The 26,466-nt window shown below is 64.9% G+C and carries 22 protein-coding genes; 11 read left to right on the forward strand and 11 right to left on the reverse strand.

The window, feature by feature from the left end; all coding sequences use genetic code 11:
- Positions 1-4 precede the first annotated feature (4 nt).
- Complete coding sequence (locus tag ACT86A_RS13635; RefSeq protein ID WP_445092464.1) at positions 5-1,861, reverse strand: Na+/H+ antiporter; 1,857 nt, start codon at positions 1,859-1,861, stop codon at positions 5-7.
- Between the two features lie 125 nt (positions 1,862-1,986).
- Between ACT86A_RS13635 and ACT86A_RS13640 the strand changes: the two genes are divergently transcribed.
- From ACT86A_RS13640 to ACT86A_RS13665, 6 genes are all read left to right on the forward strand, one after another.
- A complete protein-coding gene (locus tag ACT86A_RS13640; protein ID WP_445092465.1) occupies positions 1,987-2,889 on the forward strand; it encodes an alpha/beta fold hydrolase in 903 nt (300 codons plus the stop codon).
- Positions 2,890-3,831: 942 nt separating this feature from the next.
- A complete protein-coding gene (locus ACT86A_RS13645) occupies positions 3,832-5,760 on the forward strand; it encodes a primary-amine oxidase (protein WP_445092466.1) in 1,929 nt (642 codons plus the stop codon).
- On the forward strand, positions 5,741-6,337 hold the full coding sequence (locus ACT86A_RS13650) for a hypothetical protein (protein WP_445092467.1): 597 nt from the start codon (positions 5,741-5,743) through the stop codon (positions 6,335-6,337). Before ACT86A_RS13645 ends, ACT86A_RS13650 begins: the two co-directional genes overlap by 20 nt.
- Positions 6,338-6,418: 81 nt before the next feature.
- Positions 6,419-7,021 carry a TetR/AcrR family transcriptional regulator gene (locus ACT86A_RS13655; RefSeq protein ID WP_445092468.1) on the forward strand — a complete coding sequence of 201 codons (603 nt, stop codon included), beginning with the start codon at positions 6,419-6,421 and terminating at the stop codon, positions 7,019-7,021.
- 513 nt (positions 7,022-7,534) lie between these two features.
- Positions 7,535-8,251 carry a metal-dependent hydrolase gene (locus tag ACT86A_RS13660; RefSeq protein WP_445092469.1) on the forward strand — a complete coding sequence of 239 codons (717 nt, stop codon included), beginning with the start codon at positions 7,535-7,537 and terminating at the stop codon, positions 8,249-8,251.
- 360 nt (positions 8,252-8,611) lie between these two features.
- Positions 8,612-9,595 carry an SMP-30/gluconolactonase/LRE family protein gene (locus tag ACT86A_RS13665; protein ID WP_445092575.1) on the forward strand — a complete coding sequence of 328 codons (984 nt, stop codon included), beginning with the start codon at positions 8,612-8,614 and terminating at the stop codon, positions 9,593-9,595.
- 51 nt (positions 9,596-9,646) lie between these two features.
- On the opposite strand, the gene ACT86A_RS13670 is transcribed toward ACT86A_RS13665, so the two are convergent.
- Positions 9,647-10,738 (reverse strand): hypothetical protein, encoded by a 1,092-nt coding sequence (locus ACT86A_RS13670; RefSeq protein ID WP_445092470.1) that lies wholly within the window; start codon positions 10,736-10,738, stop codon positions 9,647-9,649.
- A 174-nt stretch (positions 10,739-10,912) separates the two neighbouring features.
- Here ACT86A_RS13670 and ACT86A_RS13675 point away from each other — a divergent pair, with 174 nt between their 5' ends.
- Entirely contained in the window at positions 10,913-12,238 is a 1,326-nt protein-coding gene (locus tag ACT86A_RS13675; RefSeq protein ID WP_445092471.1) for a family 1 glycosylhydrolase, read from the forward strand.
- A gap of 121 nt (positions 12,239-12,359) precedes the next feature.
- Here the strand turns inward: ACT86A_RS13675 and ACT86A_RS13680 are convergent, their stop codons facing one another.
- Both ACT86A_RS13680 and ACT86A_RS13685 read right to left on the reverse strand, forming a co-directional pair.
- Positions 12,360-12,542, reverse strand: coding sequence for a hypothetical protein (locus ACT86A_RS13680; protein ID WP_445092472.1), 183 nt, complete (start codon positions 12,540-12,542; stop codon positions 12,360-12,362).
- Positions 12,543-12,762: 220 nt separating this feature from the next.
- Positions 12,763-15,135, reverse strand: coding sequence for an MMPL family transporter (locus ACT86A_RS13685; protein ID WP_445092473.1), 2,373 nt, complete (start codon positions 15,133-15,135; stop codon positions 12,763-12,765).
- Positions 15,136-15,285: 150 nt separating this feature from the next.
- Between ACT86A_RS13685 and ACT86A_RS13690 the strand changes: the two genes are divergently transcribed.
- Entirely contained in the window at positions 15,286-15,873 is a 588-nt protein-coding gene (locus ACT86A_RS13690; protein ID WP_445092474.1) for a TetR/AcrR family transcriptional regulator, read from the forward strand.
- 413 nt (positions 15,874-16,286) lie between these two features.
- On the opposite strand, the gene ACT86A_RS13695 is transcribed toward ACT86A_RS13690, so the two are convergent.
- Complete coding sequence (locus ACT86A_RS13695; protein WP_445092475.1) at positions 16,287-17,066, reverse strand: FadR/GntR family transcriptional regulator; 780 nt, start codon at positions 17,064-17,066, stop codon at positions 16,287-16,289.
- A 118-nt stretch (positions 17,067-17,184) separates the two neighbouring features.
- On the opposite strand from ACT86A_RS13695, the gene ACT86A_RS13700 reads away from it, so the two are divergent.
- The 3 genes from ACT86A_RS13700 to ACT86A_RS13710 are packed head-to-tail and all read left to right on the forward strand — an operon-like array spanning position 17,185 to position 18,812.
- Complete coding sequence (locus ACT86A_RS13700) at positions 17,185-17,751, forward strand: nuclear transport factor 2 family protein (protein WP_445092476.1); 567 nt, start codon at positions 17,185-17,187, stop codon at positions 17,749-17,751.
- 1 nt (position 17,752) lies between these two features.
- Entirely contained in the window at positions 17,753-18,607 is an 855-nt protein-coding gene (locus ACT86A_RS13705; protein WP_445092477.1) for a fumarylacetoacetate hydrolase family protein, read from the forward strand.
- Between the two features lie 22 nt (positions 18,608-18,629).
- A complete protein-coding gene (locus ACT86A_RS13710; RefSeq protein ID WP_445092478.1) occupies positions 18,630-18,812 on the forward strand; it encodes a DoxX family protein in 183 nt (60 codons plus the stop codon).
- Between the two features lie 130 nt (positions 18,813-18,942).
- On the opposite strand, the gene ACT86A_RS13715 is transcribed toward ACT86A_RS13710, so the two are convergent.
- The 6 genes from ACT86A_RS13715 to ACT86A_RS13740 all read right to left on the reverse strand — a co-directional run bounded on the left by ACT86A_RS13715 (position 18,943) and on the right by ACT86A_RS13740 (position 26,328).
- Positions 18,943-20,541: a GMC family oxidoreductase gene (locus ACT86A_RS13715; RefSeq protein ID WP_445092479.1), complete on the reverse strand. Its 1,599-nt coding sequence runs from the start codon at positions 20,539-20,541 to the stop codon at positions 18,943-18,945.
- Between the two features lie 2 nt (positions 20,542-20,543).
- Positions 20,544-21,365, reverse strand: coding sequence for a maleylpyruvate isomerase N-terminal domain-containing protein (locus ACT86A_RS13720; protein WP_445092480.1), 822 nt, complete (start codon positions 21,363-21,365; stop codon positions 20,544-20,546).
- 10 nt (positions 21,366-21,375) lie between these two features.
- Complete coding sequence (locus ACT86A_RS13725) at positions 21,376-22,458, reverse strand: oxidoreductase family protein (protein WP_445092481.1); 1,083 nt, start codon at positions 22,456-22,458, stop codon at positions 21,376-21,378.
- Positions 22,458-23,519, reverse strand: coding sequence for a TIGR03857 family LLM class F420-dependent oxidoreductase (locus ACT86A_RS13730; RefSeq protein ID WP_445092482.1), 1,062 nt, complete (start codon positions 23,517-23,519; stop codon positions 22,458-22,460). Before ACT86A_RS13730 ends, ACT86A_RS13725 begins: the two co-directional genes overlap by 1 nt.
- Positions 23,520-24,088: 569 nt before the next feature.
- A complete protein-coding gene (locus ACT86A_RS13735) occupies positions 24,089-25,150 on the reverse strand; it encodes an alcohol dehydrogenase catalytic domain-containing protein (protein WP_445092483.1) in 1,062 nt (353 codons plus the stop codon).
- A gap of 554 nt (positions 25,151-25,704) precedes the next feature.
- Complete coding sequence (locus tag ACT86A_RS13740) at positions 25,705-26,328, reverse strand: hypothetical protein (protein WP_445092484.1); 624 nt, start codon at positions 26,326-26,328, stop codon at positions 25,705-25,707.
- Positions 26,329-26,466: the final 138 nt, after the last annotated feature.

A 26,466-nucleotide genomic window follows, 5' to 3' on the forward strand; every position in this document is an offset into this window, starting at 1 on the left:
CTCGCTACCCGAGTAGCTCATCGACATAACACCACCGCCACGCCTCGCCCGGTTCCACACTGCACATCACCGGGTGCCCGCTACCGACGTAGTGCCCGGTCGCGTGGTTACCCGGCGACGAATCGCAACAGGCGACGTGCCCGCACGACAAACACATCCGCAGATGCACCCACGCTTGCCCTTCCGCGACACATTCGGCGCATTCGTCAGGCCCGGCGTGCGAACGCACCAACGGCGCGGAACGCAAATGCGCACAAGTCTCCTCGGACGGCGGCGCCGCCAGCGGTTCGCCCCGCTCTTCCTCCGTCTCGTCGTAGCGATCGATGATCGACTCTTCCAAATCCAACCGCGCCAGCACGTATTGCAGGATCTCGTAATCCACCGTGCCCGAATCGCGCACCCGCAAAACAGTTTCCCGTTCAGCGCGCAACATCTCCAACCGCAGCCGCCGATACTCCGCGGTCGGCGTCACCAGTTCCGACTCGGCCCGCCCGAGCCGCTCCCACGCCGCGTTGGCCTTCCACGTGACGCGATCACGCAACATCTCCACCACCCCGGGCGGTGTATCGGGCGTCGCTTGCGCCTCGAGCACAGCCAAACCCGCCGCAGTCGACTGCTGCATCACATTGGCCTTCTGCAGCGCGTCCTCGGCGCGACTGGGACCACGCAGCCGCAGCCACCGCACCAGCCACGGCAACGACGTGCCTTGCAGCAGCAACGTTCCCGCGACCACCACCAGCGCCAGCAGCTTCAACACCGGCAACTGCGGAGTGTCCGGCGGCAACAGCAACACCGCCGCCAGCGTCACTACGCCACGCATCCCCGCCCACGACACCACGACCAACTGACTCAGCGGCACCGCGCCGCCCATCCCGAGGCTGCGTGACACCAGCGACGAGCCGAACACCCACACCGGACGGGCAATCATCGTCGCCGCCAACACCCCCAGCGCCGCGAGCAGCAGCGTCCGATGATCCAGCCCGCTGCCCCACGCGCCCTCCACAATCGCATGCACCTGCAACCCGATCAGGACGAACACCGCGCTCTCCAGAATGAACTGGATGGTCCGCCAATTGATGCGCTCGGCGATCCGCGACGCCGCACTCTGCCACACGGGCGCGTTGTGCCCCAGAATCATGCCGCAGGTGACCACCGCGATCACGCCCGACGCGTGGATGCCCTCGGCAGGCAGATACGCCACAAAAGGCGCCAGAAACGACAACGTCGTATCCAGCACCGGATCGGTGATGCGCCGGCGCAGCATAGCCAGCACAGCGGCCACGACGATCCCGATCGCCGCGCCGCCACCCGCCGCCAACACCAGATCACCACCGGCTTGCCACACCGACACCGTCCCCGCGGTCGCGGTCAGCGCCGTCCGCAACGCCACCAGCGCGGTGGCGTCGTTGAACAGCGACTCGTCTTCCAGGATCGTGACGATCCGCCGCGGCATCCCGACCCGGCGCGCCACAGCCGTCGCAGCCACCGCGTCCGGCGGAGCCACCACCGCCCCCAACGCGACCGCGACCGCGACCGGCACCGGCAGCAACCACCACACCACCACCGCCACCGCGAACGTCGTGAACAACACCAGCCCCACCGACAGCCACGCGATGGTGCCTGCGTTCGCCCGGAAATCCACCAGCGACGTGCGAATCGCGGCCGTATACAACAAAGGAGGCAGGAAACCGAGCAGAATGATCTGCGGCTCCAAGTGGATCTCCGGCACGAACGGCAGATACGACGCCGCCACCCCGGCCAGCGTCAGCACCAACGGCCCGGAAATCCCGAGCCGACGCGCCAGCGCCGCCAACGCGGCCGCCGACGCAACCAGCACAACCAAGCCGATCGCGACATCCACGGTGGAATTCTCGCAGAGCGCACGATCGGCACATGGCCCGCGCGGCACCCGACACGCGTATGGCCGACTGAACTACTGGGTCCGGGCACCCACACACCATGCATGTCGGCGACGAGGAGGTAGACATGGAGGAGTTCACCGCCTGGCGGGCGAACGGACGGCGCTTCACGCATCGCGGCCACCAAATCTTCTGGCGCGACGGCGGCGGCGGCACGGAGGGGACCCTGGTGTGCATCCACGGATTCCCCACCGCGTCCTGGGACTGGCACCGGATCTGGCCCAGTCTGTGCGAACACTTCGCACGGGTCATCGCGCTCGACATGATCGGCTTCGGGTGGTCGGCGAAACCACGCCACTACGACTACCGCATCACCGACCAGGCCGACATTCATGAGAACCTGCTCCGCGAGCAGGGCATCCACCGATTCCACATCCTCGCCCACGACTACGGCGACACCGTCGCCCAGGAACTGCTCGCCCGGGACGCCGAACGCCGCGCCGCCGGCGACGAGTCGCTGGTGCTGGAATCGGTGTGCCTGCTCAACGGCGGCCTGTTCCCCGAAGCGCACCACCCGCGACTGATCCAGCGGCTACTGGCCGGCCCACTCGGACCGCTCATCAGCATGCTCGGCACCGAGCACACCTTCCACCGCAGCCTGGCCGCGGTGTTCGGGCCCGACACCAAACCCGCCGACGCCGAACTCCACCAATTCTGGTTACTGTGGTGTAGCAAGCACGGCAAACGCAATGGCCACAAGCTGATCCGCTACATGGCCGAGCGCCGCGCGCACCGGCAGCGCTGGGTGGGCGCCCTGCAACAGGCCCCCGTACCGATCCGGATCGTCGACGGACTCACCGACCCGGTCTCCGGCGCGCACATGGTGCGCCGCTACCGCCAGCTGATCCCCGACCCCGACGTGGTGGAACTGCAGCGCATCGGCCACTACCCACAACTGGAAGCCCCCGAGCAAACCCTCACGGCATTGCTGCAATTCCACGGCAACCGGGTACACAAACCCACCTCCTGACCGCGGTAGGAAGAGTCGTCGAGGTCCCGACCGCGACACCCCGTGGGGGCAGACGGCTGCACGCGCAGGTGGGAGACCTCCCGCGCCGACAGCGCCGCGGCGTCCGTCACCAAGTCACGGGTCCGGACGCGCAGCGCGGCGGGATCCGCGCCGTGACACCTCCGGTGCTCGACGCGGGCTCCCACGGATCGGGGGCCGGCCCGTCCGCCGATTTATGTCACTGTGACGTTTCGATGCAGTGGCGGAAGGGAGGGGGAGGAGGGGAAGTGGCACCCAGCGGATTCGCAGCGGCCTGAGCGACCCGAACCTTCGCAAAACTCGCACGCGCAAAGATCTCCGATACCGCAAAGATCCTGCCATCGAAAGGTCGCCGAGCACCTTGGTTCAAACGGACGAACACACGGAGACAGAAGGCCAGGACTGCGGGGGGCAAACACAAGCAGACTCACCCCAGAACCCCGGATTGCTGTCAATTTTTTCTGATCAACACAACGCGTAGCACCCCGCAGACCACCCGAAATTTACGCCGATAATCCATATTATGTAAACTAGCTGGTCGGGCAGGTACTTCCCCGAGCTTCAGGCCGTCGATACCATCGCGGAGGCGATTTACTCGGTACGGGTACAACCGCCTGCCCGGCGAGGATCGGCGCCCGTCGGGTGTGGTCTTGGTGCCGAACCCCATATTGGACGCTGATGACCTTGATCGAGCGCAACCAAATGCCGGAGTGCTACGTTGCCGGGCCCGCCAAAGCTTCGCGCCGACTGCAGACGACCCCGCGCACGATCGGTGGCAGCGAATGTGATCGAAGCTTCGAGCGAAACGAAGTTGTTACGTCGTGCAATTCGGCCGAAGCGCTCACAGTCCAGTTTTTTTCTACTAACGTAGAGTTTCAGTTCGGGTGCATCGTACCGAGCGCGGATAACATCTCGAGGAGCGCCATGACCGCCACGAACCCGCCCGACACCACCAGCGACGTGCTCGGAAGTCTCACCGCGGAGGAGATCGTCCTGGCGAGGGAGGTCCTCGTCGACGCAGCTCTCGTCACCACCTCCACCCGCTTCGTCTACGTCGGCCTCGAGGAGCCCGACAAGGCCGACGTGCTCGCTCACGCGAAGGGCGACGCCCCAGCGCCCGAGCGACACGTCCGGGTGATGTTGCTGGACCTCGCGACCGGCGCCGCCACCGACAACGTCGTCTCGCTGCCGCAGCGCTCGGTGACGTCCAGCGCACCCGTCGATCAGGAGGTCGGGCAACTGCCGATTCTCGACGAGGAGTTCGGGATCGTCGCCGAGTTCCTCGCGAGTGACCCGCAGTGGGCCGAGGCGCTGCGCAAGCGTGGCGTCGATCCCGCGAAGACCGTCTCGGTCCCACTCTCCGCAGGCACCTACGACAACCCGAACGAGAAGGGCCGCCGCATTATCCGGTCCTTCGCCTTCGTCCAGGACCACGAGAAGGATCTGCCGTGGGCGCACCCCGTCGACGGACTGTGCGCCTACGTCGACACCATCAACCGGGAGATCGTCGACATCATCGATTACCGCCTGTTCGAGGTGCCCACCGAATCGGCGAACTTCGACACCCCGGAGGTCGCCGGAGCACCCCTCGCCGGACTGAAACCGATCGAGATCACCCAGCCGCAGGGTCCGAGCTTCACGGTGACGGGTGAGCACATCGACTGGACCAACTGGTCGCTGGACATCTCCTTCGACGCCCGCGAGGGGCTCGTCCTGCGCAATCTCGAGTACCAGGGGCGCAGCGTCCTCTACCGCGCATCCATCAACGAGATGGTGGTTCCGTACGGCGATCCGTCACCGAATCGCTACTGGCAGAACTACTTCGACACCGGTGAATACGTGTACGGACGCTACGCGAACTCCCTGCGACTCGGTTGCGACTGCCTCGGCGAAATCCACTACTTCGACGCGGTTCTCGCCGACGAGCAGGGCAGCCCCCGCACCATCACCAACGCGATCTGCATGCACGAGGAGGACTACGGCACGCTGTGGAAGCACACCGACATCTTCACCGGCACCAGTGAGGTCCGGCGTCAACGTCGCCTGGTGATCAGCTTCTTCACCACGGTCGGCAACTACGACTACGGGTTCTATTGGTACCTCTACCTCGACGGCACCATCGAGCTCGAGGCGAAGCTGACCGGGATGGCGTTCACCGCGGCATATCCGGAGGAGGGTTCGGACTACCAGAGCCTCGTCGCCCCGGGCCTCGGGCTCCCCTACCACCAGCACCTGTTCAGCGCCCGACTGGACATGATGGTCGACGGTATCGCCAACGGGGTCGAGGAGGTGGACGCCGTGAGTGTGCCGATGGGCGAGGGAAATCCGTGGGGCAACGCCTTCACCGCCCGCAGGACCAGGATCACCCGCGAGTCCGAGGGAGTGCGCCGCGCGAACGCCGAGTCCGGCCGCACGTGGCATGTCGTCAACACCGAGAAGACCGGACGGATGGGCCATCATCCGTCCTACGCGCTGCACGCGCAGCAGAATCCGACACTGCTCGCCGACCCGGCCTCCTCGATCGCCACCCGCGCGGCGTTCACCACGAACCAAGTGTGGGTCAGTCGGTACGACGTGCACGAGCGTTATGCCGCAGGCGATTTCGTGAACCAGAGCTCGGGAGTCAGCGGGCTGCCGGCCTATCTCTCCGCCGACCGGGACGTCGACGGGCAGGACATCGTGCTCTGGCACACCTTCGGCATCACCCACTTCCCGCGGACCGAGGACTGGCCGATCATGCCCACCGACTACGCGGGATTCACCTTGAAGCCCTACAACTTCAACGACCGCTGCCCGGTCATGAACATTCCGCCGACCAGCGCGAGCCACTGCCATGGTCACGGCAACGGCTGACCGCCGGGAACCGCACGCAGGCCACCGGCTCGCGGCACTGTTCGCGCTGGTTCTGTCCGCGGTGTCGGCCGCGGCGCACCTCACGATGATCCACGACATCGGCGTGGCCCGGCAGGCCGGCGTCGCGGCGATGGCCGTGGCGTGCGTCGCCTGCGGTGTCCACCTGGTGCGCATGAGTTCCCACAGAGCCGCTCCCCCGGCGTGGGCGCTGACCGCCGCGATGTCCAGCGTCATGATCGGCGCACACCTCACCGGGGACCACGTGCACGGCACACACGCCCACGCGGTCGGTGTCGTCGACATCTCGATGTCCTCGTCTGATCCCGCGATGAGCGCATCGCTCGGCTTGGCGTTCGCGGAATGTGTGTTCGCCCTGACCATGCTCTGGATCACGACTCGTGATCGCAACGCACAGATCTTCACATCGTCAAAGCCCCAGATAGCTCAATTCCAAGGAGATTCGAGCCGACTACATGGTCCTGGACCGCAACCTGTTCGAGGTGCCGGCTGTGACACCACTCACGGCACCGTCGTCGAGCAGACCTGGTTCCAGGGAACCAAGGCGTACCAGCGCTGACGCCGGTAGCCCGGGTGCGCAGTCGGGGGACGAGTGGGTAGCGTCTACTCGTCCCCCGATCAACCTGGGAGGTAGCCCGCTGTGCCCAAGATCGTCGATCACGACGAGCGCCGCCGTGAGATCGCCGCCGTCGTATGGCGGCTGATCGCGACACGTGGGCTGTCCGCGGTCAGCATGCGGACGATCGCCGAGGAAGCGGGCTACGCCAACGGCGCCCTGGCCACCTACTTCGCGGGCAAGGACGAGCTGCTGCGGTTCGCGTTCGCACACATCTACCAGGCCACGAACGAGCGAGTGGCCCACCTGATCGGCGACGCCCGCGGCCTCGTGGGCCTGCGGATCTTCTGCCGCGAGGTCATGCCTTTGACCGACGAGACGCTCCTCGAAGCGCGACTCGCCACCACCCTGTGGCAGCGCGCCATGTACGACCCGGCGATGGCGCAACTCAACACCGACGTGATGGACGCCTGGCGCACCCGCATCGCCGGCTTCCTCGACGACGCCCGGACCGCCGGCGAGATCGACGCCGACGTCGACACCGCACTCGAGACCGACGCCCTGCTGACCTCGTTGATGGGCATGCAGGTGATGGGCGTGCTGACGCGCGAGACATTCGATCCGGCACGACAGGTGGAGATCAGCGAGCGGTTCATCGCGACCCTCGGTGGGCTGCCCCCCGCCTGACGCAGACTCGTCGGTATCGTCTGGCTGGCCGCTGTCTCAGCTGCGCGCCGGTGCCGACTCCGCATTCGGGCACCGCTGATGGCCTCAGACACGACTACCACGTGCGCGGTTGGTTCGGCATGAAGGTAGAACCGTAGCCTCGGCAACGAACCGCTTCTCCCCTGCCTCGAACCGGATCGGTACTGCTGCAGGCGCTGGCAGCCTCGCAGTTGAAGGTAACGGGCTGCCCGGTCTTATGTGCGGTTTTTTGTGTGATTGTCATGTTTCTGAGGGTTATATTTCATTACATGCATACATGCGCAGATTTACGTATCGAGATGATTAGCAGATGCGGCGATCCAGTCCGGATGCCATGCACTCTGGTATCACATGCGGTCGATGCGCAGGCCGCAAACGCCAAGGGCATGAAGCTGATCGCAGGTGAGCAACTCGACTCCCCCGTAGAAGCCTCAGCTTGTTCTACCGCACAACGGCATTCGCATCGGAATAGATAGCTGAACTAATGTTCGAGCGATGCTCGGACATTCACATGCGACCAGCGGTGCGCTGGCTTGGTCGGCGGCGGCAGCGACACTGCCGGTTTCGGTACTGACCTTTCCGGCCCTGCAGAATGCCACGGGGCAGCTCGGGACGGTGGATCTGCTACTGGGAGTGTTTCTCACGGCGGGCGCCGCGCTGCTCCCGGATGCGGATCACCCCGACGGCACGATCGCACATGCGTTGGGCCCGATTACGCATACCGCGTGCCGGCTCATTTCCTGGATCTCGGGCGGGCATCGCCACGCTACGCATTCTTTCGCGTTCGTCGCGGCTGCTGCGTACGGAACCTGGGCCGGCGAGCACTGGCTCGGCCGCTGGTTCACTCTGAGCCTCGTCTTCTTTCTGCTGGCCCTGGCCGTACGCGCACTCCACCTGTGCCCGTCCGGCAACGGCTTCAAATCCTGGGGGCCGATCGTGGTGCTCGCCACCGGCGGCACCTTCACGATGGAGCATTGGATCGCCGACAAGCCGGTCTGGCTGCCCTTCGCGGTCGGATTGGGCGCGCTGGCGCACTTGATCGGTGACTGCCTCACCGACCGCGGTTGCCGCCTGTTCTGGCCGTTCGAGCTCCGCGTCAGATTCCCGGTCATCGATCGAACCGGCAACAAGCTCGAAATCTGGATCGTGTCCCCGCTTTTCACGCTCGGTACCCTCGCCATCCTCTGGTACACCATCACCCACCAGCCCTGACCGGCATGGAATCGCTTCCGCTCCGCCGCCGAAAGGGTCGCCGAGACGATCGCAACGAGGTGGGCCCGGCTCAGCTTTCGCGCGGCGTTTCCGTGACGAGAACCCAGTCCGGGCTCGGCTCCCCCGGCGTCTGTGCTTGTCCGAAGAGTGCGGTGAGCGGGTTGTTTGTACGATGTGATGAAATACATTCGTTAATGCGCATATCTACGTAAGGACATGTTAATTTTCCACCGCTGCCGGTTGCCACTACCACTGGAGGTGCCACCTTGCGCGACCAGAACAGCCCTCTCCTACTCGCGTCGTTTTTCTCGGGAGAACTCCGCACTCCCCGGCTACCCTGATCCCATGCTCGCCTCGACGATGCAGCCACAACGCTGGACGCCACCGCCTCCGCCGCTCCGCGCCCGTCAAACCTGCAGCGTTCCACCTCTTCCCGAGATCAGAAGGCTCGAGCTGCCCGGGATAGGCCCGGAGGACGTGGTGCGCTCCCCCGACGGCAGGATCGTGGCCGGCACGGAGGACGGCGCGATTCTCAGCGTCGACCCAGCGACCGGCGACGTGCGCGAGCTCGCGAACACCGGCGGCCGTCCGCTCGGCCTGCACGCCGACGCCGACGGCCGCGTACTGATCTGCGATTTCGAGCGCGGACTGCTGGAGTTGGACCCCACCGGCAAGATCACGGTGCTGGTCGACGAGTTCGGCGGTGAGCGTCTCCGGTTCGCCAGCAATGTCGTTCGCGATGCCGACGGCACGATCTACTTCTCGGCGTCGTCGCGTCGGTACTCCCTCGCCGAGTACATGGGCGACATCCTGGAGCACTCGGGCACGGGTCGCCTCTTCCGCCGCGATCCGTCGGGCACGGTGGAGACGCTGATCGACGACCTTCAGTTCGCCAACGGCGTCGTCCTGGCGCCCGATCGCTCCTGCGTGCTGGTCGCCGAGACCGGCGGCTACCGGGTGACTCGCTACTGGCTGACCGGCCCGCAGGCGGGGACGCAGGACCAGCTGATCGAGAACCTGCCCGGATTCCCGGACAATATGGGTCTCGGCAGCGACAACTCGGTGTGGATCACGCTGCCGTCGCCACGAAATCCACTGCTGGACCGCCTACTACCACTACCGGGCATTTTGCGACGTATCGTGTGGGCGCTGCCGGGATGGATGCAGCCGAAGCCGGCGCGGACGGTGTGGGTGATGGCGGTCGATTTCGACGGCAAGGTCGTGCATGATCTGCAAACCGAAGGCACTGCCTACTCGATGGTGACCGGCGTGGTCGAGCAGGACGGCGTGCTGTATCTGGGCAGCCTTACCGAGTCGGCGATCGCTGTGTCGCGGGTGCCGTAGCCGCTGGTCCCGGTCGGACGGGGCATCGCGGGTGTATGCCCCAACGCGGCGCTAGAGGAGATCTTCGGGGTCGGCGTCGGCTTCGAGACGGACATCGGCGGCGAACCGGGATTCGGGTTCGTCGCCGACGGTGTGCGCGGTATAGACCAGCAGGCAGCCGCGGATGCCGTCGAGGAGGTCTTCCAGGAGGTCGAGGGCGGGGCGCGCGGGGTCGAGGCGGCTGATCCGGAAGCCGGTGAGCATCGCCTCGCGCGTGTCGGCGTCGACGCCGAATCGGTGCGCTTGCGCTTCGATTTCGGCGACCCGGGCGACGAGACTCCACGGTGCCGGGACCCGGCCTTCGTGCACGGCAATCGCTTCGGCGATCAGGTCGAGGACAACCTCGGTGGGGGTGTCGCCGGCGGCGAGCCGTTCGAGGACGAGGGTGGGAGTGTCGACTTGGATTGCTTCGATGTCGTCGGCTTCGGCGACGACATCGGTGGTGGGTATGCTCGCGGCCTCGCCGGCGACCTCAGCCGCGGCGTACAGCCAGTGTGCGGCGGCGACAGAAGCGGAGGCCGGGTCGAGTTCGGTGAACAGTTCGGTGGTGCCGAGCGGATCGGCACGCAGGAGTGCGTCGGCGGCGTGGACCTGGGCCGGGGACACGTCGGGGCGGGACAGTTCGACGGCTTGCCGGGCGCGGCCGGAGAGGTCGCCGCGTTCGGCGGATTCGATGGCTTCCTGTTCCGCGCGTACTTCGGCGATGAGGGTGTCGCGCAGGATGTCGTCGTCGATGGCGTGCAGCGTTCGTCCGATGCGGTGGGCGGATTCGATGACTCCGCTGTAGGAGACGAGGAGGCCTTCACCGGTGGGTAAGTTGGGGCTGCGCAGCCCTGCTTCGACTTCTTTGAAGTTCCTTCGTTCATCGGCGCGCCGCCATGCCTCGCTATTGGGGACGTCGGGGTCGCCGGCGGCGCTGGCCGGATGGGTGTAGGTGCGCCACTGGAAACGCGACAGCGTAGTCAGGTTCGACGCCAGATCGGTAGCCTGGTCTTCGGTCGCCTGCGGGGGCAGTATCGCCACCGTTTGGGCGAGGTCACCTCGTCCGGTGGCCCAGGTGGCGACGAGGGCGGCGCGGTCGGCATCGAATGCGTATCTGGTCACCCCGGCAAGTCTGCTCGATCGGCGGCGGATGTGCGCGGTCAATTGTTTCGCGGCTGTGGTGGTTTGCGGCGTTTCGCAAGGACGCGCGGGGTGAGCGGATCGTGTCGGTTTCGCGATCGGCGACACGCAGATTTCTGCACGAGAACACAGCAACCAGCCAGTTACGCTTCGGCGATGCGTACACCCAGGTCCCGACGCGGGTCGGCCGCGCTGTCGGCCGTAGCGTCGATGCTGATGGTGTCAGGCGTCTCCACTGCTCAGGCGCCTCCGGAAGTGATGGCGCTCGCGCCGGACTTTTTGTGGGGTGTGGCGTCATCGGGGTTTCAGTCCGAAGGCCAGGCGCCGGACAGCAACTGGTCGCGCTACATCGCCTCGGGTGCGACAGCCGATCCGTATCGCGACTCGGTGGACTTCGCGAGCCGCTACATCACCGACATCGAGCTGGCGGCGCGGCTCGGGGTGCGGGTGTACCGGGTGGGCCTCGAGTGGGCGCGGTTGCAGCCGGCGCCGGATACTTGGGACGAGGCGGCATTCGGTTTCTATGACAGTGTGATCGACCGGATTGTGGCGGCGGGGATGCGGCCGATGCTGACCTTGGATCACTGGGTGTATCCGGGATGGGCGTCGGATCGCGGCGGGTGGCGCAATCCGGGCATGGTGCAGGACTGGCTGGTGAATATGCGCAAGGTGGTGCAACGGTATGCCTCACGCAAGCCGTTGTGGGTGACGTTCAACGAGCCCGCCGCGTATGTCGGCACCGAGTTGCGTACGGGTGGGATCAGTGTCGAGGAGGCGCCGGCGATGCTCGATCGGATCGCGCAGGCGCACAACGAGATCTACGACGACATTCATCGGTATCGTCCGGACGCGATGGTGACCAGCAATCTGGGCTATGTCGCGGGTGCGGAGGCGGAGGTCAATCAGCCGATTGTCGATCGAATTTCGGCGAAACTGGACTTCATCGGGGTTGATTACTATTTCGCTCCGCTGCCGCAGACCGGGGAGTCGGCGCAAGGCGGTTCGGCGGGCGGTGTCCCGATGTGGGAGTTGCCGGTGCACCCGGAGGGTGTCTACTACGCTTTGCGGCATTACGCGCGTCAGTTTCCGGATCGTCCGTTGTATGTGGTGGAGAATGGGCTGCCGACGGAGAACGGGCAGGTTCGGCCGGACGGCTATACCCGTGCCGATCATCTGCGGGACACGGTGTATTGGTTGCAGCGCGCGAAGGCCGATGGGATGAACGTGATCGGCTACAACTATTGGAGTCTCACCGATAACTACGAGTGGGGTTCCTATGCGCCGCGGTTCGGCCTGTACACGGTTGATGTGCTGACCGATCCGACGTTGGCCCGTCGGCCGACGGATGCGGTGGACGTGTACAGCCGGTTGATTCGCCGGGGTGGTGTGGCGCCGAGTTATCTGCCGACGCGTGCTCCGGTCCCCTGCATCGAGATCGATGCGCCGGAGGCCTGCGCCGGAGAGGATCTTGCCGAAGGGTGATTCATGGCCTTCCCCGGTGGCGGCCGCCCACGGCGATCGGTGCGATCGGCGAGATATTCTCTGCCCGAGTCGAATCAGGAAGCGCTGTGGTGGACCACAGCGGTACCGTCTGGACGCGGGCCTACGCTTCTCGCGGTCCGCTGTCTGGTCGCTTGTCGGCGGCTGGATCGGATGCGCGAGGCAGCCGCACCACTCCGGTGTCGAGATCGATGTCGAATCGGGGAGTATGTGTCTGCCCGTCTCCGTCTTCGCTGCCGTCGTGGGCCAGTTTGTTGCCCGGGAACAGTTCGCCGATGACGCCCATGCGGTCACGATACGCCCGGCAGTGGTTTCGATACCTGCGCCGGGTGCGACGGGTGGGCTCGGCACCCAGTATGCCTCAGCTCGGATGGAACAAGACGATGCCTTCGTACGCAGACGACCCTCGCCGATCGCTCCAACAGCAGGCGAGGGCCGTCGCGCTTACTCTCAGCGGCGGCATCGGGGATGCGCCCGGCAATCCTGTGACTCTTACAGATGCAAGATCACAGGATTGCGCGCTCCTTGCTGAATCCTCCCGCAAGGGCGGTCTTTGCGGGTCGGTCGTCCGGCAATTCCCGAGCCAATCCACTGCCTTCGATATCGATGTCCGGGAGCAGGCGCTGCAGGATGCGCGGGAGCCACCACACCGCGTCACCGAAGATCGACATCACGGCCGGGCCGAAGAGCATTCGCACGACGAACGCGTCGACGACGACACCCACCGCCAAGGCGAATCCGAACTGCTGGACCATCGGGTCGGCGTTGAAAATGAACCCAGCGAAGATCGCGGTCATGATGACCGCGGCGGCGACCACGACATGTGCGGCCTGGTCGAAACCCTGGGTGATCGCGGCGTTGCCGGGTCGGCCCTGTGCGTGAGCCTCCTTCATCGAGGAGACGAGGAAGACCTCGTAGTCCATCGCGAGCCCGTAGAGCAGGCCGGTGGCCACGATCGGCAACACCGCTATCACCGGCGAGGTGGCGTCAATGCCGAACAGCGCTTGCCCCCAGCCGAGTTCGAACACGGCGGTGGTCGCCCCGAAGGCGGCGAGGATGCTGAGGACGAATCCGATGGTCGCCTTGATCGGGATGACGATGGAGCGGAAGACGAGCGTCAGCAGGAGGATCGACAGCACCGCGACGACCGCGAGGTAGACCGGCAGCGCGTCGGCGAGGCGATCGGACACGTCGATTCCGAGCGCGGTGAAACCGGTAACACCCACGTCCAGATTCCGCCTGGTCGCGAACTCCGCTGCACGGCCCCGGATCTCCTGCACCAAGTGTTCCGTCTGCGGATCCGACGGCCCACTGCTCGGGACGACCGAGAAAACAGCGGTGCGACCGTCGGCGCTGAGGCCCCCCAGGGCGACTGCGGAGACATCGGGCGTCCCCGCCAGATCCTGGTAGAGGGCGGCGATATCGGTCGCGGCGATCGGGCCTGGCCGGCCACCCGAATCCGCGACGACCACGAGTGGCCCGTTGTACCCCGCGCCGAAGCGGTCCTGCACCACCTCGTAGCTCTGGCGCTGCGGCGTCTGGGGGTCATAGCTCGCACCTGATGGCAGCCCGAGGCTCATCTGCGCCGCGGGGAACGCGAGCAGTGCGGCCACCAGCAGCGCTGCCGCCGCGGCGAGGTAGCGACGTCTGATCACGAACTCCGCCCACCGGGCTGCGACCGTCGGCTTCGAACGGGACGGCATGCGGTTCGCTTGGCCGAATGCAGCAGCCAGGCGCGCCTTGGGTGAGCAGATACGCTCCCCGACCAGGCCGAGCATCGCAGGCAGGAGCGTCAGAGCAGCAAGGACGGCGATCGTCACGGTACCCGTCGCAGTCATCGCCATCGTCGTGATCAGCCGGATCTGGACGATCGCCAGAGCCAGGAGCGCGATGGCGACGGTCGCGCCGGCGAAAACCACAGCTGTGCCGGAAGTTCCGAGCGCACGTCCCACCGCCTCGTCGGCGGTCAGTTCGTTGTCCAGAATGAAGCGGCGATGCCGGTTGACGATGAACAGCGAGTAGTCGATGCCCACGGCCAGACCGATCATGAGCCCGAGCACGGCGCTCAGCGAATGCATCGAGATCAGATGCGAGATCGCCAGCGCGCCACCCACGCCGACGCTCACGCCGGCCAGCGCGGTCGCCAAAGGCAGGCCTGCGGCGACCACCGAGCCCAGTGTCACCAGCAGGACCAGCGCCGCGATCCCGATACCCACTACCTCACCGGCACCAAGGATCTCTGGCACCTGCATCATCGCCGCCGAGGGCAGAACCTCGATGTCGCGGCCATCCATCGCATGCTCGGCCGCGGCTACCGTGCCATCGATCGTTTCCTCGGACAACTCGAAAGTTTGCTGGTCGAACTGGAATTGGAACAGTGCGGCGGAGCTGTCCGGTGAGATGGTCACGCCTGGCACCGGCAGTCCGTCGACAGTGAGTGGTATCGCCGTGGATGACGACTTGGCATCCCGCGCATCGAGCTGCGCGATCGCACCCGCGGCGGCCAGCGTCGGACTCGCCGGCCCCTTGGCCGCTTCCTGCGCCACGACTTGGCGAGCGTCGATGACGTGGTCGGCGGTGTACACGCCATCGACTGCGGCGAGCAGAGCACTCAGGTTCGCGCCGGTGTCGATCCGGGAACCGTCCGTCGTCTCGAACGCGATGATTCCCTGACCGCCGGACATCAGCGGCATCTTCGCGCCGAGATCGTCGATAAGAGTCTGGGCCGCAGTGCCGTCGATACGCACTTCGCTGCTCAGATCGGGCGGGCTGGCGAACAGCACGCCGGCTATCGCTACCAGCACGAGCAACCATGCCGCTAGGAAATACCAAGGTCGCCGAAAGGCGGTCTTACCGACGCCGTACAGCAGGGTCGACATTGCTTGTTCCTCTCGGGCGAGCTACAGCCGCCATCGCGCAGTCCACGGGCCGACCGATAGTCGACTATCAAAACAGTAGTCGACTATCACTTACGGTCAAGGTATGCTCGATCACAACCCCGGCACGGCCGGATGGAAAGAAGGAGCGGAGTGCGCGTGCCGTCGAAACCAATTCGGACGGATGCCTTCGCCAGCGTTTCCCGGATCATCGAGGCAGCGAGACGCCTCTTCGCGGCCAACGAAGGTTCGACGACGCTGGCACGTATCGCACGGGAGGCCGGCGTCGGCGTAGCCACGCTGTATCGCCACTTTCCCAACCGCGAAGCACTGGCCCTCGCCGTCTACGAACGGATTCTGACCACCGAAATTCAGCCACTACTGGGCGAATTGGATCAGAGCGACACCCCCCGCACCGTTCTGCTCGAAGTGGCCGAACGGCTGGCCGACATCACCCGAGCCGAACGTGGGCTCGCCGACTCGATCGGCAATCTGCCAAGAGTCACGGCTGATTTCCTAGGCCGCAGCGATGAAACCTTCGGACCGGCGATCGCACGAGCACAGGCTGCGGGAAACCTGCGCCCCGACATCGAACCGAGAGACGTTCCCTACCTGGTCGCTATGACGATCACCGCACTCGGCGCCATAGACCTCGACAAGCCCAGCCGCCGCCGATACCTGAGCTTGCTCCTCGACGCCCTGAATCCGGCGCAGGCCACGCCCCTACCCCCTCTCCGATAACCGACCACGGTTGCCGAGGTCCCGCCCACGCAAGGCCCGCCACGCGCGACATTACCGAGCACCTCGAACGAAGGAGCCGACCCCGTTCGACGGTCTCAGAGTGGCGCCGAGACACCCGCAGTCCTCGGCCGCACCTTCGAGGATCACCTGGGGGCGGATGCGTTGCGTGTCGCTGGAATTGATTGTCGCGGTACCCGCGATCGGCATCAGGAACCACGGGATGCTGATCGATGGCTCATCGAAGTATGCGCGAAGCTCCCGGTCCAAGGCGTTCCGAACGCAATACCTCGAGGTGTCCGACTACCTCGAAAGAGGCTGCGGCCGTGCGGCCGACCAGGCGTAGACCGGCCCCGTGCTCACCATCGGCGCAGGTGAGGTGATCGCGCCCGTAAGCACGCCAGAATCAACCCAGGTTATGACGAGGGCCGCGCGATCCCCCTGTTGTGCTTGCTCGACAATTCGAGTGCGGACTTCAGATCGCGGGCGGCGATTGCCTCGACGAGACAGCTGTGGATGATGTACCGCTCTTGATGGAACCCGGCAAGGGGGCGTTCCATCGCAGCGCTGGCGATCGCGATCGTGTGCTCTTCGATGAGGTTGAGGAGACTGACATAGAAGGCCTTGAGCATCGGCCGCGGGCTGACATCGGAGATGGTGGCATGCAGTTTCCAGTTGGCGCGGAGGAACGCGATACCGTCTTCGCTCGACACGGCTGCTGCCATGCGGTCGAGATCCTCACGCATGAGTTCAATGTGGCGCTCTGAGCTATGGCGGACAGCGTCCTCGATCAGGAGAGGATCGAGCGCGTCTCGGATGTCCATCGCTTCAGCGACCGAGGCGGCGTTGATATCGAGTTCGAGGACCGCGTCGCCGAGTTGGGCCATCGGAGAACGTTCCGCGGTGAAGAGGCCACCATTGGGGCCAGGCCGAAGTTCGATGAGTCCCTTCGACTGAAGGATTCGAAGGGTCTCGTTGAAAGTACCGATGGAAACCCCTGCCTGTGCCTGGAGCTCCTTCTTCGTGCCCAGGCGCTCCCGGGGCTTCCGTTTGGCGATCACTTCGGCGAGCTGGGCCGCTACTTGGTCCGCGCGGCTTTGCGCCTGCGCGGAGCGGCGTACAAGTGGCGACAAGATCACTTTCTGCGCAGCCGTGCTGGCGCCGTCAGAGCGTATGTCTGACTGATCTGCGGTCACAGAGGGCTCCTAACCACCAACGGTCTCGTTCAACTCAGTATCGCAAACCCTTGACGACCGGGGCCCATGCTGCCAAGCTACCAAATCATCATGTTCATAATGTTCAATTGGAGGGCAGATGGCTACTGCTGCTGGCGTCGATGTCGGTGTCGATGTCTCACAGATGTCGCGCGAGGAGTTGATCGCTCACAACCTGAAGGTCGTCGAAGCTCATTTTCACAACGAGAATCCAGACAGCATCGACAAAGCGATTGCGCTGTACGGCCCTGACATCGTGTGGGAGGCCCCGAACCGCGGCCAGGTCCACACCGATGCCGCCAAGGTCCGCGAGGCCTACATGGCGATCTTCCGCACGATTCATTTCAACCGGGCGATCACCCTCCGCCGGTTCGCTACCGAGAGTTTCGTCTTCGACGACCAACTCTGTGACCTAACAGTCGTCGGCGATGAGATGCCGAACCTGGGTTTCGAACCCGGCGACCGGATCAGTATGCGTCTCGTCCATTGCTTCGAGATGAAGGACGGCAGGATCGCCCGCGAAATCGCCTACGAGATGGCACGCCCCTATGGCGGCCCCAGCGACTTCGACTCGATCCCACACGGCTCGACAGTGGAGGACTACCCCGACGGCCCCCATTACGGCGAGCTGCCCCCAGTACGTTTTGACACGGACGGAAACTCCTGACATGAAACTGATTGGCTTCACCAACGAGCACGGCGTTCGTTGGATCGCCACGCTCGACGGCGACAAGGCTCGGCCGCTGGCCGCGGCCGACGAGTTCTACGCCGACCCTCGCCGCCATCTGGCCGCGACCCCCGAGACAATCCTCGATGTCCAGACCCTCACTCTCGCCCCCGCAGTGCCGGTGACCTCGCGCATCTTCTGCGTGGGGATCAACTACCGTAGCCATGCCGGTGAGTCGAAAGACCTCGCAGGCCTCGACGAACCGGCCAACCCGATGGTTTTCGGCCGATGGCAGCAATCTCTCATTGTGGACGGCGCATCAGCGCCGGTCCCGCCTTACGAGGACGGCCTGGACTGGGAGGTCGAAATGGCTGTCGTTATCGCCGACACCGCTGGCCACATCAGTGCGGCCGACGCACTCGAACATGTCCTCGGCTACGCAACCTTCAATGATCTCAGCGCCCGGCGCAAGCAATTGGAAACCCCTCAGTTCACCCTCGGCAAGAACGCTGACCGCAGTGGTCCCATCGGACCTGTCATTACCGCCGACGAGGCAGGCGATCCGGGCAGCGGAGAAGGGTGGCGGTTGACGACTCATGTCAACGGCGAGCTGATGCAGGAAGGCCGGACCAAAGACCTGATCCACAGTGTCGGCCGCATCATCAGCTACATATCCGATACTGTCACCCTCCTTCCCGGAGATGTGATCGCCACCGGGACACCGGGTGGCATCGGAATGGGTCGTAAACCTCCGGTTCTGCTCCACCCAGGCGACGAGGTCGTGGTTGAGGTCGACCGGCTTGGCAAGGTACGCACCCCGATCGTCGCTCATCCTGCCGCGCCCATCGGAACGTAGAACTCCGCCACGGAGGGTCCCCGTGGACATCGGGTTGTTCATTCTACGGGCTGTACTGGCCGCCATACTGTTTATGCATGCCACCCAGAAGATCGCGGACTGGCTCTCTGGACCTGGCCTGGCCGGGGCTTCGGCAATGTTCGAAAGCCTCGGCCAACAGCCGGCACGGCCTATGGCGCAACTCGCGGCCACCTGCGAACTATAGGCGCCGTCCTACTCATCCTGGGAGCGGCGATGCCGCTCGGGGTTGCGATAGTACTCGGGACAATGCTCATGGCATGCCTGAGCCTATGCATCGCCCGGCGAGCCTTCTGGCGCAATCCGGCTGTGCATGATCACGGCGGGACGCCGCGTGAGCGAAGATCTGCCCTGTCCCGGCAAATGAACTCGGCGCAGCGTTCGCCGATCATGATCGCCGGGGCGTTGGTATTCGCCCGCGGGATGTCCGGCAACGCCGAGGCATCGGCGACCCGCAAACCAGCGACCCCACGCACCCGGAGGTGCTCGTCGAGGACACTGCCGGTATCCGATCCCATGGCCGCCGTGCAAGCAGGATGGCCTGTGACGGAGACATTCCCACGAATCCACTGTTCCAGATCGCGATCGGTGACGACGTGTGGGCCGGGGTTGATCTCGGCCGCCGCCACCGAGGCGAGTGGCTCGGTGGCCACGATCTCGCGGGTGCGCCGGACCGCCCTGATGAACGCATCGATATCCGCCCGGCGGTCAAAGGTGTTGAGCTGGATTGCCGGTGCACTTCGGGGGTCGGGTGACCGGACCAGAACGCTGCCGCGGCTGGCCGGTGTCCACAACGATTGCGCGATCGTGAAGGCCGGTCCGCGCTGTGCGGAATCGCCCAATCCCGAGGCGTAGACCGGTGCGAAGATCAGTTGAAAATCGGGGTCGGTGAGATCCGGGGTCGTGCGAATGTGCGCTATGGCTTCGATGAGGTTGCTGGCGAGCTTGCCGGTGCGCCGTATCAGCCATTGGATCAGCCACTTCGGATGTGTTGCATCTGCGAGGCCGGTGAAGCCTGGCTGTAGATCCCAGCTCATGAATGTCGACGGGTGGTCGGCGAGTCCGTGCCCCACTCGCGGGCTGTCCACCAGCGGGGTGATTCCCACTGCGCGGAGACGGTCGGCAGGGCCTATCCCGGACAGCTGCAGCAGCTGTGGGGTGCCGAAAGCTCCAGCACTGATAATGATTTCACCATCCGCGTGCACGACCTGCGGTCGCCCGCGATGTTCGTACTCCACGCCGACGGCCCGGGATTCGCTGATGAGCACGCGGTGTACCAGCGCCCGGGTGATCACGGTCAGATTCTTGCGCCGTCTTGCCGGAGTCAGGTAGGCGCGGGCAGCGCTGAACCGTCTTCCCTTCCATACCGTGACCGGCGACAGCGCCGCGCCCTCCAGGTCTGGTCCCCCGACATCATCGTTGGCGGGCACTCCAGCCGCACGCGCTGCGGCGACGAACCGTACCGACGTCTCGTCGGGTTCAGCGGACTGGGTGATACGCATCGGGCCGCAGTCCCCGTGATTCTCGCCTCGGAGGTAGTGGGACTCGATACGCCGGAACACCGGGGCCACATCGTCCCAAGCCCAATCAGGCAACTGCCAGCCGTCGTAGTCGCTGCGGGCACCACGAACCCAGACCATCGCGTTCATCGCGCTGGTGCCGCCGAGCACCTTGCCCCTCGGCTGGGCGATGACGCGGTCGGCGCAGTTCGGTTCAGGTTCGGAGTGGAAACCCCAGTCGGTGGCACCCCCGAACTGAGCTGCGTAGGCCAGCGGCGCCTGGGTCGACAATCGCATGTCCGACCCGCCGGCCTCGATGAGCAGTACCGAGCGGGCGGGCTCGGCAGCGGCCAGACGAGCCGCTACAGCGCATCCCGCGGAACCCGCACCGATCACGATGTATTCGTACCTGGCCATGATCACACCACATTCATCGAATCGAGGAATTGCCGGCCGTACTCGACATCGCCCGCGATGGCCACGTTCCGGTCGGCCCAGCGCGCACGCCGAGTCGCCCATTCCGGAAACTCCGCAGCGACCGCCCGAATCGTCGTGGCCGCCGTTGCGGCAGTGGCTGTTTCACCGTCATTCGCAGGGCTGACCAGCCATTTTCCGCCACCTGGCCCGTCCAGCTCGAGCGCAATCGGGCGATCCAGCCATGTCGGCGATGCGATGCGCAGTTGATTGCCCAGGACCGCCGTCATCCACTCCAGCACGAGCGCCATCCGGTTCGCATCCGAGCTCGGTATCGGCCGGTCCAGCGCCGGGGCGATATCGTGCCGCAAGTGGGTGTGATGGTCGAAAACCATCGCGCTGGTGAGCGCCATGAGGAATGGGAATCGCCCGAGACCGGCCAGCGGCATCCCGACCGATGCCAATGGTGACCGGCCGATGATCCGGCCGAGCGTCAAGCTACGCCCACTCCATCGCTGATACTCGGCCACGATCCGCGCTGTCGACCACGTCCGGCGACGTTCGACGAAGATGTCGTTGGCTTCCTCGATGTCGCGGCCGCGCAACACCAGCATTGCGCCCGGGTCGAACAGAGAATGGCACACGGCTCCCAGATGGGCCACCACGTCTCGAACGCGCCATCCCTCGGCCTTGCTCGCGATCGACCATTCGCCCTCATCGAGTTCGCGACAGAACGACAAGAAATCGGCGCGTTCGATTCGGAACGCGTCGCGCCTGGCCGTGCTGCTCATGAGCTTCGTCGTCCCAGTGATCGAGATTTCGCTCATCGTGGTCTCCTCACAACTGCTGCAACGCGGCATAGCTCTCATTGGCGATGACCTGGTCGGCGGCCCGGGCAGCCATCGCGCCATACATCGCGTCGCCACGCTCGGTTCGTTGAATAGACAGTGCCACCGGGACGCTCGCCATCAACCCGCACAGCGCGTGTGCGCGGTACTCGAGCCAACAGCGGTCCCAGCTGTAGTCCGTGACGCCATACGACGTCAACCGTCGGTGGTACTCAGCGACCAGAGTGCGTTCGTGCTCGATACGGTCCTCTCCGCGAAGAGAGCTACCGAGAAAATAGGACACGTCCGCGATTCCGGGGCCCGCCGATACGACTTGCCAATCGAGAATGGCGACGGGCGTGCTTCCGTTCTGGCCGTTGAAAATCATGTTGTCCACGCGGAAGTCCCCGTGCCACAGTGACCGAAGTTCGGTGACTGTTCCAAGCCAGCGGGGTACCGCCTCACCAAGTCTTACGACCGTCTCGATCTGCTCCGGTGTGAGATAGGCGCCGAACCGGTCGAGCCAGGTCTGCGTTATCCGGGGTATCGGTTCGGCCAACTGCCGCCAGACCTGCTCCAGCGGCAGCCACGTTTCCGCATGCAGCGCAGGATGCTGCCAGGACGGCGCGTGCAGTGCGGCCGCTTGCCCGAGTGCGAGGTCGGCCTGTTCTACGGTGCAACCGCTGAGCTGGTCTACCGTTTCGGTGGGGGCCATGTCTTCGAGTAGGACGACGAATCCGGCAAGATCGTCGGTGATCTCGGCGAAGTAGCACCGCGGAGTGCGGGTCCGAGCGATACCGGCCAAGCGCCGGTAGAACAGCACCTCGCGTTGATACCCACCCGTCGACACCGCGAACTGGCGGCTCGCTTCGCTAGCCGAGGACACCTTCGCGATAAGACTCGACGGTGCGGCGGCGCTGGGCTGGGCATAGGTGAGTTCCAGCCGGTACGTGCTGGATACCAGCCCGGCACCGACGGGCGTGCACGTAACGTGCGTAGCGGATATGTCGCCCCAAAGCGGTTGGGTGCGAAGCATCGCACTGATATTTTCCGGCGTGAATTCCTCCGCCGCATAGCGGGTCAATATTCTCATCAGTTCGCACCCTTACGAATCGACCGGTACGCCGAAATAATCGGCGCCAGCTGCGCCGGAGACGCCCCATGCATGATTACCCCGTCGGCACCCAGATCCAGTTTATTTTTGATCGTCGCAGCACACTCCTGTGCGCTACCGGTCGCGGCAGCAGCCAGCCATTCATCGGGCAACAGCTTCGCGATATGTTCCAGATCTTCGATCGACGTCGTTGGACTGTCGATAACGCGCATAACGCCGGTCGGCGAATAGAAACTTTGCACTACCGGATCCTCGTTGAAGCGCTCGATGACACGCGGGTCCCAATTGTTCGTCCGGACCAGAAGATCACCGAAGGAACCCTGGAGGTAGGTGGCCAAACGGCCGACCAATTTGCGCAGCCGAAGTTCTTCGGGCAGGTGGTCGCCGATAGTCGCCGGGCAGGCCCACACCTCGACTTCGGCCGGGTCACGTCCCGCCGTCTCGGCCGCTCGCTTGACGATTCGCACACAATGCTCGAGGGTCTCGTCCGTGAAAGCCGTGTGCAGAATAACCTTGTCGAATACCCGGCCGCCGAGTTCCAAGGAGTTGGGCCCGATGGCCACCAGGGCCAGTTTGATGTCTTCGTCGAAGTTCGGATCGAGACGCAGCGCGGGGAATCGGCCCATCGGTTCGGCATAGTCCGTGACAGTCAGGCCACGGAAGAGTTTGCGCATGACCAACGCAAACTCCGCCATCTGCGCAGTAGTAACGGAATGCATCCCGAACGCGCGTTGATAATCGGCGATACCACGGCCGATGCCGAGCGCGAACCGCCCGCCCGTCAGCCGATGCATCGTGGTCGCGAAGGACGCTGTCACAATTGGATGCCGAATATTGTGATTGGTGGCGCCGGTGGTGATTCTTATTTTTTCGCTCACCGCGCCAACGGCGCCGCATATTGTCGCGGCCTCCTTGGTGGAAAACCTTTCGGAGATGAAGCATTCCCCGATACCTAACTCCTCGGCGGTGCGGACCTCACCGATCAGGTCACGCGGATTCTCGGCCTGCCCGGCCAAAGTGTAGAAGCCGGTCTCGGGCATCGTTGTGTTCACCCTCGAGCCTCCCGTAGGTGCTGAGAAGAATCCAACGCCACGCCGATGCGGTGGCCGGCCGCACGGAACCGTCCCTGCCAGGTCGACGCTGATTCTTGCCGTCTTGGAAACGCCGCACCGATGCCGGCCGATGGGCGGACACGGTGTGGCGCAACATACTTGATTAATTGATCGTACTAGAATGATGCTCTATTCGGAGGGTATTCCGAAGAACTCGTGGCGACCGAGCGCATCAGCACAGCATCTCCTGTCGATGCGGCAGCCTCCGCCTCCAGCGCACACGCGATCGAGCGAAACCCTTGCCACACACGACGAAACCCGGCCATTCCGCAATAGCCCACGGTCACCGCGCTGTTGCACTGCCGGATCATCGGCGATCGACTCTGCTACCGGAATCACGTACCGGAGCTCTTGAATCCCTTGCCCCACCGCGGGATCCAAGAGCGGCCTGCCGGGCGGCGAATCCTTGCGCAGGAGAGCCGGCCCGTTCGATCGAGTTCCGCCGGTGTCGGCCCGGCCCAGGCGACCGCCCTGCGTCGGTATCGGACCGTTACCGGTCAGGGACGGATTGCCATCTTCAAGAAACCGTTCTCGCGGTCGGCGAACGCCGCAGCCGCGCTGGGCAACTCATCCAGTGTCACTTCATGCGAGATCACCGAGGTCGGGTCGATGACGCCGCTACTGATCAACTGCATGGCTTTCCATTGGGCCGCCTTGGCATTCGCGGAGCCATTCAACCGAATCTGCAGGTTCTTACGGTACATATCCAATAGCGACACCGGGTGTTCCATCTCCAGGTAGACGCCGCCACCGCTGATGACAGCTCCGGGGCGAGCGATCGACAGAGCGAGGTCGAATGCGGAGCCACGGCCGGCGAATTCGATCACCTTGTCGACGCCTCGGCCCGCGGTCGCCTCGGCGACCGCGGACAGTGCGTCGGAACCACCGGCATCAACCGCCTGCGCGCCACGATCCGCTGCCGCGGCAAGCCTGCTCGGCACCGTATCGAACGCCAGAATCGGCCCGCGGGTCCGCTGCCGTGCGAGGGCGAGTGCCAACAGCCCGGTCGGGCCACATCCGATCACCGCGACCGTGTCCATCGCCTCGATACTCGCCGCATCGACCGCGATGATCGCAGCCGGTAGATTGCAGGACAGGAACAGTGCGCTGACGTCGTCGATGTGGCCCGGGACATGCTCGAGATTGTCGTCGGCCAGCGGGACGCGAACGAATTCCGCCTGACTGCCGCCGAGATCACCGAAAGCGACACCAGCCCCGAACATCGCCCCCTTCGATGTCTCGCAATGCGCTGTCTGACCAACGCGACACAAAAAGCAGCTACCACAACTGACCGAATAGGGAAAGGTCACCCGATCACCGACAACGAAGCGCCGAACTCCGTCCCCGGCCTCGACGACTTCCGCGCAGATCTCGTGACCGAGCGTCGTACGGCCGAGGACCACCAGCGGATCGGCCTCGCCCCCATAGGTGTACAGATCGGAGCCGCACATCGATGTGGTGATCGTTTTGACGATGACATCACTGGCGTGCTCGATCCGGGGATCCTCGACCTTCTCGATCCGGACGTCCCGGGCCCCGTGATACACCGCTGCGCGCATAACTTGTCTCCGATCTCGTGGTGCAACCGGCATTCCCACAGCCGCAACGTCATCCTAGAGCGGCATTCTAGGAATGTAGGGCTTTTCGGTGGAAGTTCCGCGAAACGCCGTGGCGCAGCCAGTCACAACGTGGCTGCTGCCCGGCCGGTAGCCCGGCGCCGGCTCCCTTCAGCGCGAGCATGTGCCCGTGGTCGCGAAGGAGCGGAAGCGACCACTTCGCCGGTCCCGTGAAGCCGCCGGCGTGCTCGAGAACCGGGCTTCCCGGCGGCATACAACGCACCCGGCTGACGCGCACCGCCGACCACACCTGAAACATCGACCGGATCATCGATACCGGGTGGCCGCGTACCTCGAGCGCTGAAATCGATTCCCGCAACACAAGTCCGAGGAGTGCGGGGTGCCTGCACCGCACAGTGGCGCACAACTACTGTCACTCGGCACCGGCCTCGATCCGCCACGGTAGCGGCGCCGTATCCGGCCGTGGGGTCCGCACCGAGCCGGGCCCATATGAAGGTATCCGGCCGGAAATCCAGGCTCCGGCCGGATACCGAATGTCACGCCATCTCGGGGACACGCAGGTGCGCGAACGCCAGATCGAACTCCGCTACCTCGAGCACATTGGCGCCCACCCGCTGGGTCGCCGAAGCCCTGATCCGATTCGTCTGCTCACGGTTGGCGTCCATCGCCGCACGGCTGGACCACACCGTCGCGCCCACCGCTCGACCGGTGGCCCGGTCGACGAACAGACTGGCACTGCAGAATCCGTCGATCATCTCCGACTGCGGCAGCACCTCCAGCTTGAAGATGTCGATCAGCCGGTCGAGCCGGTCCGGGTCGAGCTGAACCCACGTGCACCGAGCGCAGGCGCTGTCACCGGCCGGATGATCGCGGTGCATGACCGCGATTTCCCATTCTTCGACCAGATCGACCCGACCACCGAGGTTTCTGGCCAGACCGTCGCGCAAGGGTTGGACCCGGCCTCGGCTACCTTGCACCGCGGCGTCGGATTCCCACGCGGTCGTGGCGATGCAGCGTCCGGTCGACCGATCAGCCATCAAGGACAAGCCGACCCACCCGTCGATTTCGGGCAGCTTCGGCATTACTTCTTCGCGGAGGTATGCGATCCCGTCGTCGATCGATGACGGCTGGGCGGTAATTGTGCTGGAACGGGCGTACACGGGCCACCCTCCTGCTCTGGTCAGGGCGGCGCCCCGGCGGCGCCACCGGACATATTCACCTTCCTCCACTGCGCGCGCACACGCAATGCCCGCCCGTCCGAGGGAAATGCGTAATCTTCGTCCGGAATCAGCGACCGC

It is taken from the genome of Nocardia glycosmidis, assembly GCF_052545115.1.

What these genes read in the sequence shown, in the direction of transcription:
- ACT86A_RS13640 (WP_445092465.1), top strand. Translation starts at nt 1,987, where the DNA reads ATGGAGGAGTTCACCGCCTGGCGGGCGAACGGACGGCGCTTCACGCAT.
- ACT86A_RS13645 (WP_445092466.1), top strand. Translation starts at nt 3,832, where the DNA reads ATGACCGCCACGAACCCGCCCGACACCACCAGCGACGTGCTCGGAAGT.
- ACT86A_RS13650 (WP_445092467.1), top strand. Translation starts at nt 5,741, where the DNA reads ATGGTCACGGCAACGGCTGACCGCCGGGAACCGCACGCAGGCCACCGG.
- ACT86A_RS13660 (WP_445092469.1), top strand. Translation starts at nt 7,535, where the DNA reads ATGCTCGGACATTCACATGCGACCAGCGGTGCGCTGGCTTGGTCGGCG.
- ACT86A_RS13665 (WP_445092575.1), top strand. Translation starts at nt 8,612, where the DNA reads ATGCAGCCACAACGCTGGACGCCACCGCCTCCGCCGCTCCGCGCCCGT.
- ACT86A_RS13675 (WP_445092471.1), top strand. Translation starts at nt 10,913, where the DNA reads ATGCGTACACCCAGGTCCCGACGCGGGTCGGCCGCGCTGTCGGCCGTA.
- ACT86A_RS13680 (WP_445092472.1), bottom strand. Translation starts at nt 12,542, where the DNA reads ATGGGCGTCATCGGCGAACTGTTCCCGGGCAACAAACTGGCCCACGAC.
- ACT86A_RS13685 (WP_445092473.1), bottom strand. Translation starts at nt 15,135, where the DNA reads ATGTCGACCCTGCTGTACGGCGTCGGTAAGACCGCCTTTCGGCGACCT.
- ACT86A_RS13700 (WP_445092476.1), top strand. Translation starts at nt 17,185, where the DNA reads ATGGCTACTGCTGCTGGCGTCGATGTCGGTGTCGATGTCTCACAGATG.
- ACT86A_RS13705 (WP_445092477.1), top strand. Translation starts at nt 17,753, where the DNA reads ATGAAACTGATTGGCTTCACCAACGAGCACGGCGTTCGTTGGATCGCC.
- ACT86A_RS13715 (WP_445092479.1), bottom strand. Translation starts at nt 20,541, where the DNA reads ATGGCCAGGTACGAATACATCGTGATCGGTGCGGGTTCCGCGGGATGC.
- ACT86A_RS13720 (WP_445092480.1), bottom strand. Translation starts at nt 21,365, where the DNA reads ATGAGCGAAATCTCGATCACTGGGACGACGAAGCTCATGAGCAGCACG.
- ACT86A_RS13725 (WP_445092481.1), bottom strand. Translation starts at nt 22,458, where the DNA reads ATGAGAATATTGACCCGCTATGCGGCGGAGGAATTCACGCCGGAAAAT.
- ACT86A_RS13730 (WP_445092482.1), bottom strand. Translation starts at nt 23,519, where the DNA reads ATGCCCGAGACCGGCTTCTACACTTTGGCCGGGCAGGCCGAGAATCCG.
- ACT86A_RS13735 (WP_445092483.1), bottom strand. Translation starts at nt 25,150, where the DNA reads ATGCGCGCAGCGGTGTATCACGGGGCCCGGGACGTCCGGATCGAGAAG.